This is a genomic window from Pseudomonas sp. AC247 (assembly GCF_979258015.1).
Map to the genome: position 1 here is coordinate 5,649,898 of NZ_OZ409829.1, position 10,103 is coordinate 5,660,000.

At 56.3% G+C, this 10,103-nt stretch carries 4 protein-coding genes, 3 rRNA genes and 1 pseudogene (1 of these 8 running past the window's edge); 4 read left to right on the plus strand and 4 right to left on the minus strand.

Annotation, left to right across the window (positions count from 1 at the left end):
• Positions 1-21: 21 nt before the first annotated feature.
• Positions 22-1,047 (minus strand): annotated as a pseudogene (locus ACZZ0B_RS25555) (HAMP domain-containing protein); the annotation flags it as partial.
• A 312-nt stretch (positions 1,048-1,359) separates the two neighbouring features.
• On the opposite strand from ACZZ0B_RS25555, the gene ACZZ0B_RS25560 reads away from it, so the two are divergent.
• The 4 genes from ACZZ0B_RS25560 to ACZZ0B_RS25575 all read left to right on the plus strand — a co-directional run bounded on the left by ACZZ0B_RS25560 (position 1,360) and on the right by ACZZ0B_RS25575 (position 6,710).
• On the plus strand, positions 1,360-1,860 hold the full coding sequence (locus ACZZ0B_RS25560; protein ID WP_463546513.1) for a sigma-70 family RNA polymerase sigma factor: 501 nt from the start codon (positions 1,360-1,362) through the stop codon (positions 1,858-1,860).
• Positions 1,860-2,861 carry a FecR domain-containing protein gene (locus ACZZ0B_RS25565; protein ID WP_463546514.1) on the plus strand — a complete coding sequence of 334 codons (1,002 nt, stop codon included), beginning with the start codon at positions 1,860-1,862 and terminating at the stop codon, positions 2,859-2,861. The genes ACZZ0B_RS25560 and ACZZ0B_RS25565 overlap by 1 nt, the downstream gene beginning before the upstream one ends.
• 88 nt (positions 2,862-2,949) lie before the next feature.
• A complete protein-coding gene (locus ACZZ0B_RS25570; RefSeq protein ID WP_463546515.1) occupies positions 2,950-5,454 on the plus strand; it encodes a TonB-dependent siderophore receptor in 2,505 nt (834 codons plus the stop codon).
• A 77-nt stretch (positions 5,455-5,531) separates the two neighbouring features.
• A complete protein-coding gene (locus tag ACZZ0B_RS25575; RefSeq protein WP_463546516.1) occupies positions 5,532-6,710 on the plus strand; it encodes a PepSY-associated TM helix domain-containing protein in 1,179 nt (392 codons plus the stop codon).
• 71 nt (positions 6,711-6,781) lie between these two features.
• Here ACZZ0B_RS25575 and rrf (ACZZ0B_RS25580) read toward each other — a convergent pair.
• From rrf (ACZZ0B_RS25580) to ACZZ0B_RS25590, 3 genes are all read right to left on the minus strand, one after another.
• Positions 6,782-6,897: ribosomal RNA gene (gene rrf / locus ACZZ0B_RS25580) — 5S ribosomal RNA — on the minus strand.
• A 105-nt stretch (positions 6,898-7,002) separates the two neighbouring features.
• A 5S ribosomal RNA gene (gene rrf / locus ACZZ0B_RS25585) occupies positions 7,003-7,118 on the minus strand.
• Between the two features lie 150 nt (positions 7,119-7,268).
• Positions 7,269-10,103 (minus strand): 23S ribosomal RNA (locus tag ACZZ0B_RS25590); it runs 59 nt beyond the window's last position.

Consider the following 10,103-nt stretch of genomic DNA (forward strand, 5'->3'; position numbering starts at 1 on the left):
GGAAATCGAGGCGTGAATTCGCTCAACAAACTGGTTGAACGCGCTGCCCAGCTCACCAAACTCATCCTTGCTCTCAACCACCAGACGGCGGGTCAGATCGCCCTCGCCCTGAGCGATGTCCTGCATCGCACGGCCCATGGTGGTCAGCGGACGCATCAGCACATTGATCAACAGGCTCAGCAGCAATGCGATCGCGGCCACGGCCACGAACATCGCGATCAGCGCCGAGGTACGGAATTGGCTGAGTGCGGCGTAGGCCTTGTCGCGATCGATCGACAGACCGATGTACCACTCGGCATTCGGCAAATCAGTGACCGGGGTGAACGAGAGAATACGTTCCTGACCGCTGAGCACGACGTTCTGGTTGCCCTTCTCGATGCGTACGCTGGAGTTCGGGTAGATGTCTTTCAGGTTCTTCATCACCTGATCTTTGTCCGGGCTGACGATCACCTGGCCGTCACCGCTGACCAGGAACGCATGGCCGAGACCACCGAAGTCCACGGAATTGATGATCTTCACCAGGGTTTCCAGGCTCAAGTCACCGCCAACCACACCGAGCAGCTCGCCGTTCTTTTTCACCGGCATGGCAATCGTCACCACCAGACCACCGACGGCAGCCATGTACGGCGGCGTCAGCATGGTTTTGTCGGCGACGACCGCTTGCTTGTACCAAGGGCGCTGACGCGGATCGTAGCCGTCCGGCATCTTCGCGTCCGGGCGCTGGGTGAAGACACCGTTGGCCTGGCCGACGTAGGTGAACTGGAAGTTCGAGGTAAACGCCGGTTGATCGACCAGCCCCGGGAAATCGGCGTCCTTGCCCTGATGGGCAACGTTCTGCGCGAGGTTTTCCAGCACCAGAATTCGCCCGCTCATCCAGTTCTGCACGCTGCTGGCGGTCAGATCGCCGGCCTGCTGCACAGAGGATTGGAGGTTCTGGCGAATGGTGTTTCGCTGCAGATAGTCGTTGTAGAGGGTGAATAGCGCGAACGCCAGGACCACGACGCCCGAGGCGGCCAACAGGATTTTATGGCTGAACTTGAGATTCATTTCATGGGACTTCTTATGCGAAAAGTGGGGATGCGTTCCGGATGCAACATTCCATGTACAGCGCAGGCAGCGTTCTTCTGGCCGCTCTACTTTGGTGCACGCATGTCTCACCAGTCTGTCGGCACGCGCGGGAGAAATCTTAGGGCTATGTAGGAAATGGATGGCATTTCTGCCGAATTCCCGCCGAACGGCGTGCCAGAGCGTCCGCTGATGATTTTTTTCCGAGCGATGTTCGAGTGGCAGTTGCAAATTCGCCAACCCTTGCTGACAATGCGACTAATTATCATTTGTGACGTTCGGGCTGTCGCGTTCATGTCCTCACCTGAGTTTGCAGTACAGGCGCTCTACAGTACTCATCACGGCTGGCTCAATGCCTGGCTGCGTGCGCGGCTGGGCAACGCTGCGGATGCGGCGGATCTGGCGCAGGACACGTTCGTGCGTCTGCTGCAACGCACCGAACGCCTGGAGCTGAAAGCACCCCGCGCGTTTCTGCGCACGATTGCGCGCGGTCTGGTCATCGACCACTGGCGCCGTGAAGAGATCGAACGGGCGTATCTGGAAACCATCGCTCACTTGCCCGAGGCTGAAACGCCGAGTGCCGAATCCCGGGCACTGGTGATCGAACTGCTGGAACACATCGCGCGCATGCTTGAAGGACTGAAACCAAAAGTGCGTCAGGCGTTTCTGCTGGCGCAGTGCGAAGGTTTGAGCCACAAACAGATTGCCGAGCAGATGAACGTATCGTTGCGTTCGGTCGAGCGCTATGTCGCCGACGCGCTGTATCACTGCTACGTGCTGCGGTACGAAAGCTGATGGCTGTGGATAACCTCTCATTGGGCCGGCGCGCCGAACCGCAACAGAAGGTGGTCAAGCAAGCCATTCACTGGCTGCTGCGCCTGCGTAACAACCATGGCAACGCACGGCTGAACCGCCAGTGCGAGCAGTGGCGTGCCGAGCATCATGAACATGAACTGGCCTGGCAACGGGTGCAGTCATTACACGCCGAATTGAGCAACAACCTGCGCGCGGTACCCGGTGCGCATGTGGCGTTCAACACATTGGAAAACAGTGCGCAGGGGCTGGGCCGTCGTCAGGCCTTGAAGCTGTTGTCCGGCGCATTGCTGATGGGCTCTGCCGCGTGGTTGGCGAAAGACACCGCTGCCTGGCAGCAGTGGCGCGCCGATTACGCCACGGCGACCGGCGAGCGGCGCGGTTTTCAGTTGCCAGACGGCACGCGAATCGAGCTCAACACCGCCAGTGCAGTGGATCTCGATTACACCGCAGAGCAGCGCCTGATCAAACTGACCCGCGGTGAAATCGTCGTCACCTGCGGCGGCGCTGACGAAGGCGCGACCTTTGAACGGCCCCTGCGCGTACAAAGTCGCCACGGTATTTATGCGCCACAAGACGCGCGGTTCGTCCTGCGTCAACAGAGCGATTGCACGCAACTCAGTGTCACCAGTGGCCGGGTGGCCATTCATTCCGGCGGAACATCGATTGAAGCGCTGGCCGGACAAAGCTATCTGATCGATCACCATCAGGTGCGTCCAGCGCCGGCGCTGGATATGGATGTCGGCGCCTGGGTCGACGGCCTGATCGTCACCCGCAATATGCGTCTGGGCGACTTCCTCAGTGAAGTCGGGCGCTATCGGCAGGGCTTTCTGAATTGTGCGGCGGATGCTGCGGACCTGCGTCTTTCCGGGGTATTCCGACTGGAGGACACCGACAAGCTGTTGGCGATTCTGCCGCAGACCTTGCCGGTGCAATTGCGCTATCGCACACGCTGGTGGGTGACGCTGGAACGTGCGGTCTGAAAATATTTTGGCGGGTTTTCGCGGTCAATCCGGCTTGGTCAGTAAGCACTTCAATTCAAGCGTTTGCGACTTCCTACGGAAACCTACAATGACTGTCCGCGCCACCTGTAAGAACTCTCTGAATTTCACTGCCGAATCGGCCGTGTTGCGCCACGCGGTTCGCGCTGCGTTGTTGTCCACCGCGCTGGGCGTGTCGGTGTTGCCTAACCTGAGTGTGGCGGCCGCAACCGCTGCCAGTGAAGTCAGCCATCGTTACAACATCGCTGCCGGCCCTTTGGGTGAGGCGCTGAATCAGTTCGCGCGTCAGGCGGGCATCACCTTGTCGATGACGCCGCAACAAACTCAGGGTCAGCAGTCGCCCGGCGTACAGGGCGAGTATTCGACCGATCAGGCGCTAAGTCATCTGCTCGGTGGTTCCGACCTCGAAGCGGTCAGCCAGGATGGCAGCAGCTACACCCTGCGCCCGCTCGCTGAATCCGCAGCGCTGGCCTTGCCGACCACCGATATCAAAGGCTTTGCCCTCGGCAACGCGCTGGGCAGCATGGACGGCTACAACGCCACGCACAGCCAGATCGCCGCCAAAACCAGTACCGCGCTGCTGGAGACTTCGCAAAGTGTGTCCGTGGTCACCCGTGAGCAAATGGACGACCAGGGCTCGCAAACGGTCTCCCAGGCGATGCGCTACACCCCCGGCGTGCTGACCAATCCTTACGGCGCCACGCATCGCTACGACTATGTGGCGATGCGCGGTTTCAACGATGGCTCGGTGGACAACATCTACCTCGATGGCCTCAAGTCGATGGGCGACAGCGGCACTTACAGCACCATGCAGGTCGACCCGTATTTCCTTGAGCGCGTGGACATTCTCAAGGGGCCTTCGTCGGTTCTGTATGGTCGCAGCTCGCCCGGCGGCCTCGTCGCACTGACCAGCAAGAAACCGTTGTACGAGGCTTACCATCAGGTGCAAGCCACGGTCGGCACGCAAGGTCAGCGCGGGGTCGGTTTTGACTTCAGCGGACCGGTCGATGACGACAAGCGCGTTGCCTATCGTCTGACCGGGTTAACGGATCAGTCCGACACGCAATTCGACCACAACAAGGAAAAACGCTTTGCCTTGGCGCCGACCGTCAGCATCGACTTCAGTGAAGACACCTCGCTGACCCTGCAGGCGTATCTGCAACATGACCCGGATGGCGGTTATCACGGCGGCGTCCCGGCCGACGGCACGATCCATCAGCGCAATGGCAACCGGATCTCGCCGCACTTCTTCGAGGGCGAGCCGGGCATCGATGGTTATTCACGTGATCAACAGTCGTTCGGTTATCAGTTCGAGCATCGCTTCAACGATGTCTTCACGGCGCGGCAGAATTTCCGCTACCTCGATTCCAAGGTGAACATGGACCAGGTCTACGCCTATGGCTGGACCACGCCGACCAGTAACGAACTGAACCGCTATTACACCGGCGGTGATGAGCGTCTGCATGCGTTTATCGTCGACAACATGCTGCAGGCGGAATTTTTCACCGGCGCGACCAAACACACGGTGCTGATGGGCGCGGATTATCAGCGGCGTAAAACCGTGGTCGACTGGACCAGCGGCGGTCTGGCGCCGATTAACGCGTTCAACCCGGTGTACGGCAACTCGGCAATCGATATGTACGGCGAGACCAGTTACCTGCGCCCCCTGGAGCAGACCGGCGTCTACCTGCAAGACCTGATCGAGATGGACAAATGGCGTTTCTCGCTGGGTCTGCGCCAGGACTGGGTCGAGACGTCGGATGAAAACCGCATTGCCGAAGCGGGGCGTCCGCTGGGCACCGAAATCAATGACCGTCGCACCAAATTGACCGGCCGCGCTGGCGCCCTGTATCTGTTTGATAACGGTCTGGCGCCCTACGTCAGCTATTCCGAATCGTTCAACCCGAACTCCTATGCCGACAGCGCCGGCAATCCATTGGCGCCTACCGATGGCACGCAGTGGGAAATGGGCTTGAAGTATCAGCCGCCGGGCACCGACAACCTGTTCACCGCGTCGCTGTTCCGCATCGATCAGGAAAACCTGGCGACCAAACTGCCGCAGGAAAACTTCTATCGCGCTGTCGGTGCTGTCCGCTCCCAAGGCCTGGAACTGGAAGCGCACATGCAACTGACCGACAACCTGAAAGTGCTCGGCAGCTACACCTTCACCGACATCGAATATTCGAAGTCGATGGTCAGCACGCTGAGCACCCCGACCGATGTGATCGAGAACAAAGGTAACTCGCCGACTCAGGCACCGCGGCACATGGCGTCGCTGTGGGCCGACTATAAGTTCGACAGCGCGGCGCTGGATGGCCTGCGTCTGGGCGGCGGTGTGCGTTATGTCGGCTATAGCTGGGCGGATGCGGAAAACACCTTGAAGGTGCCGTCTTACACGCTGTTCGATGCATCGATCGGGTATGACCTGGGCAAGGTTGGCCTGAAGGGCGTCGATGTACGGCTGAATGCAAACAACCTGACCAACGAGTCCTACGTGGCTTCCTGTGCCAGCCTGAACTTCTGCTACATGGGCGAAGAGCGCAACGTCGCGGCGACGGTCAGCTATCAGTTCTAAACCTTTGTCCTGTGCATAAAAAAGCCAGCCCCTGAAATGTCAGGGGCTGGCTTTGTCGTTTCAGTGGGGAAATTTTAATGCGTGCGTTTCTGGTGTTGTTGCATCGCTATATCGGCTTGGCCACGGCGGTGTTTTTGCTGTTGGCCGGGATTACCGGAAGCATTCTGGCGTTCAATCATGAGCTGGATGAGTGGCTCAATCCACAGTTCTACTCAGCGTCTGCGCAGGGTTCACGATTGCCTCCGGGCGAGTTGGTCGACGCGGTGCAGTCTGCGCATCCGAAGATGCAGGTCTGGTACATGGAGTATCCGCATGAGGCTGGCCACACGGCGCTGTTGGCGGCGGTGCCGCGCAATGACCCAGCGACCGGCAAGCCGTTCGATGAGCGCAATCAGGTGTTCTATCTCGATCCGCTGACGGCTGAACAGAAGGGTCAGCGTTATTGGGGTGAGTGCTGTTTTCAGCGGGAGAACTTTGTCCCGTTCATTCTGGAATTTCATTACAACCTGACGTTGCCAGGCAACTGGGGATTGCTGTTGATGGGCCTGGTTGCAATCGCTTGGGTGATCGATTGCTTTGTGGCGTTGTGGCTGACCTTGCCGCGCGGCAAACCATTCTGGAAGAAGTGGTCGACGGCGTGGAAGGTCAAGGGCGGACACGCCTATCGGCTTAACTTCGATCTGCATCGGGCTGGCGGATTGTGGTTATGGCTTTTGTTGCTGCCGATCGCTGTCAGCAGTGTGGCGATGAACTTGCCGAGCCAAGTGTTCAAACCTGTGGTGTCGCTGTTTTCACCCATTGAACCGAGCGTCTATGAAGCCCGAGGGCGAATACCTGCCAGTGAGGTTGGGGTGACCCAACTGAGTTATCAACAGGCGTACGAAAGGGCATTACAGGAGGGTGAAAGGCTAGGGCTGACAGCGGCGATCGGGGAGTTGTATTACAGCTTTGAGTACAACTTCTACGGGGCAGGATTCGGACAGCACGACACAGAGGCACATGGCAAATCCTGGTTGTTCTTTCACGGTACGGACGGGCGATTGTTAGGGCAGGAGATTGCAGGGCAGGGAACGTTGGGGGAACAGTTTTACCGGTTGCAGTTACCGATACACGGTGGACGGATCATAGGTATCACCGGGCAAATAATGATTGCGCTGCTAGGCATTTTAATTGCGGGATTGTCAGGGACTGGCGTCTACATCTGGTGGCGCAAGTGGCAGGCTCGACGCATCAGCAAGGCTCGTAAAGCCATTTGACCGTGTGTTTTAGTGAACCTGAAATGACAAAATCCCTGTCTGCTTACGCAGACAGGGGTTTCGGAATTGAATCTTGACGATGACCTACTCTCACATGGGGAAACCCCACACTACCATCGGCGATGCATCGTTTCACTACTGAGTTCGGGATGGGATCAGGTGGTTCCAACGCTCTATGGTCGTCAAGAAATTCTGTATCTGGCCCGTCAACACGGTAACAGGCCAGCAAAAACGGATACTTCTACTAAAACAAAACCCCAACTGCTTTCGCAATTGGGGTTTCGGAATTTAATCTTGACGATGACCTACTCTCACATGGGGAAACCCCACACTACCATCGGCGATGCATCGTTTCACTGCTGAGTTCGGGATGGGATCAGGTGGTTCCAACGCTCTATGGTCGTCAAGAAATTCGGGTACTGAGTCGTGGCCAGATGGCCTCGCTTCAGCAAATTGGGTATGTGACAGCTTTCGGTGTTTGTGAACATCGAACTTTCGGTTCGTTTCGTCTTCACACACCGCAATCTGGCCTTTCGACTCAAATTGCTTGGGTGTTATATGGTCAAGCCTCACGGGCAATTAGTATTGGTTAGCTCAACGCCTCACAGCGCTTACACACCCAACCTATCAACGTCGTAGTCTTCGACGGCCCTTCAGGGAACTCAAGGTTCCAGTGAGATCTCATCTTGAGGCTAGTTTCCCGCTTAGATGCTTTCAGCGGTTATCTATTCCGAACATAGCTACCCGGCAATGCCACTGGCGTGACAACCGGAACACCAGAGGTTCGTCCACTCCGGTCCTCTCGTACTAGGAGCAGCCCCTCTCAAATCTCAAACGTCCACGGCAGATAGGGACCGAACTGTCTCACGACGTTCTAAACCCAGCTCGCGTACCACTTTAAATGGCGAACAGCCATACCCTTGGGACCGGCTTCAGCCCCAGGATGTGATGAGCCGACATCGAGGTGCCAAACACCGCCGTCGATATGAACTCTTGGGCGGTATCAGCCTGTTATCCCCGGAGTACCTTTTATCCGTTGAGCGATGGCCCTTCCATACAGAACCACCGGATCACTAAGACCTACTTTCGTACCTGCTCGACGTGTCTGTCTCGCAGTCAAGCGCGCTTTTGCCTTTATACTCTACGACCGATTTCCGACCGGTCTGAGCGCACCTTCGTACTCCTCCGTTACTCTTTAGGAGGAGACCGCCCCAGTCAAACTACCCACCATACACTGTCCTCGATCCGGATAACGGACCTGAGTTAGAACCTCAAAGTTGCCAGGGTGGTATTTCAAGGTTGGCTCCACGCAGACTGGCGTCCACGCTTCAAAGCCTCCCACCTATCCTACACAAGCAAATTCAAAGTCCAGTGCAAAGCTATAGTAAAGGTTCACGGGGTCTTTCCGTCTAGCCGCGGATACACTGCATCTTCACAGCGATTTCAATTTCACTGAGTCTCGGGTGGAGACAGCGCCGCCATCGTTACGCCATTCGTGCAGGTCGGAACTTACCCGACAAGGAATTTCGCTACCTTAGGACCGTTATAGTTACGGCCGCCGTTTACCGGGGCTTCGATCAAGAGCTTCGCGTTAGCTAACCCCATCAATTAACCTTCCGGCACCGGGCAGGCGTCACACCCTATACGTCCACTTTCGTGTTTGCAGAGTGCTGTGTTTTTAATAAACAGTCGCAGCGGCCTGGTATCTTCGACCGGCATGAGCTTACGGAGCAAGTCCTTCACCCTCACCGGCGCACCTTCTCCCGAAGTTACGGTGCCATTTTGCCTAGTTCCTTCACCCGAGTTCTCTCAAGCGCCTTGGTATTCTCTACCCAACCACCTGTGTCGGTTTGGGGTACGGTTCCTGGTTACCTGAAGCTTAGAAGCTTTTCTTGGAAGCATGGCATCAACCACTTCGTGTTCTAAAAGAACACTCGTCATCAGCTCTCGGCCTTAAGATCCCGGATTTACCTAAGATCTCAGCCTACCACCTTAAACTTGGACAACCAACGCCAAGCTGGCCTAGCCTTCTCCGTCCCTCCATCGCAATAACCAGAAGTACAGGAATATTAACCTGTTTTCCATCGACTACGCTTTTCAGCCTCGCCTTAGGGACCGACTAACCCTGCGTCGATTAACGTTGCGCAGGAAACCTTGGTCTTTCGGCGTGGGTGTTTTTCACACCCATTGTCGTTACTCATGTCAGCATTCGCACTTCTGATACCTCCAGCAAGCTTCTCAACTCACCTTCACAGGCTTACAGAACGCTCCTCTACCGCATCATCCGAAGATGATACCCGTAGCTTCGGTGTATGGTTTGAGCCCCGTTACATCTTCCGCGCAGGCCGACTCGACTAGTGAGCTATTACGCTTTCTTTAAAGGGTGGCTGCTTCTAAGCCAACCTCCTAGCTGTCTAAGCCTTCCCACATCGTTTCCCACTTAACCATAACTTTGGGACCTTAGCTGACGGTCTGGGTTGTTTCCCTTTTCACGACGGACGTTAGCACCCGCCGTGTGTCTCCCATGCTCGGCACTTGTAGGTATTCGGAGTTTGCATCGGTTTGGTAAGTCGGGATGACCCCCTAGCCGAAACAGTGCTCTACCCCCTACAGTGATACATGAGGCGCTACCTAAATAGCTTTCGAGGAGAACCAGCTATCTCCGAGCTTGATTAGCCTTTCACTCCGATCCACAGGTCATCCGCTAACTTTTCAACGGTAGTCGGTTCGGTCCTCCAGTTAGTGTTACCCAACCTTCAACCTGCCCATGGATAGATCGCCCGGTTTCGGGTCTATTCCCAGCGACTAGACGCCCTATTAAGACTCGCTTTCGCTACGCCTCCCCTATTCGGTTAAGCTCGCCACTGAAAATAAGTCGCTGACCCATTATACAAAAGGTACGCAGTCACAGAACAAAGTCTGCTCCCACTGCTTGTACGCATACGGTTTCAGGATCTATTTCACTCCCCTCTCCGGGGTTCTTTTCGCCTTTCCCTCACGGTACTAGTTCACTATCGGTCAGTCAGTAGTATTTAGCCTTGGAGGATGGTCCCCCCATATTCAGACAAAGTTTCTCGTGCTCCGTCCTACTCGATTTCATGACTAAGAGATTTTCGCGTACAGGGCTATCACCCACTATGGCCGCACTTTCCAGAGCGTTCCGCTAATCTCAAAGCCACTTAAGGGCTAGTCCCCGTTCGCTCGCCACTACTAAGGGAATCTCGGTTGATTTCTTTTCCTCAGGGTACTTAGATGTTTCAGTTCCCCTGGTTCGCCTCTTGCACCTATGTATTCAGTACAAGATAACCATCTTATGATGGCTGGGTTCCCCCATTCAGACATCTCCGGATCAAAGTCTGTTTGCCGACTCCCCGAAGCTTTTCGCAGGCTACC

What these genes read in the sequence shown, in the direction of transcription:
- ACZZ0B_RS25560 (WP_463546513.1), top strand. Translation starts at nt 1,360, where the DNA reads ATGTCCTCACCTGAGTTTGCAGTACAGGCGCTCTACAGTACTCATCAC.
- ACZZ0B_RS25565 (WP_463546514.1), top strand. Translation starts at nt 1,860, where the DNA reads ATGGCTGTGGATAACCTCTCATTGGGCCGGCGCGCCGAACCGCAACAG.
- ACZZ0B_RS25570 (WP_463546515.1), top strand. Translation starts at nt 2,950, where the DNA reads ATGACTGTCCGCGCCACCTGTAAGAACTCTCTGAATTTCACTGCCGAA.
- ACZZ0B_RS25575 (WP_463546516.1), top strand. Translation starts at nt 5,532, where the DNA reads ATGCGTGCGTTTCTGGTGTTGTTGCATCGCTATATCGGCTTGGCCACG.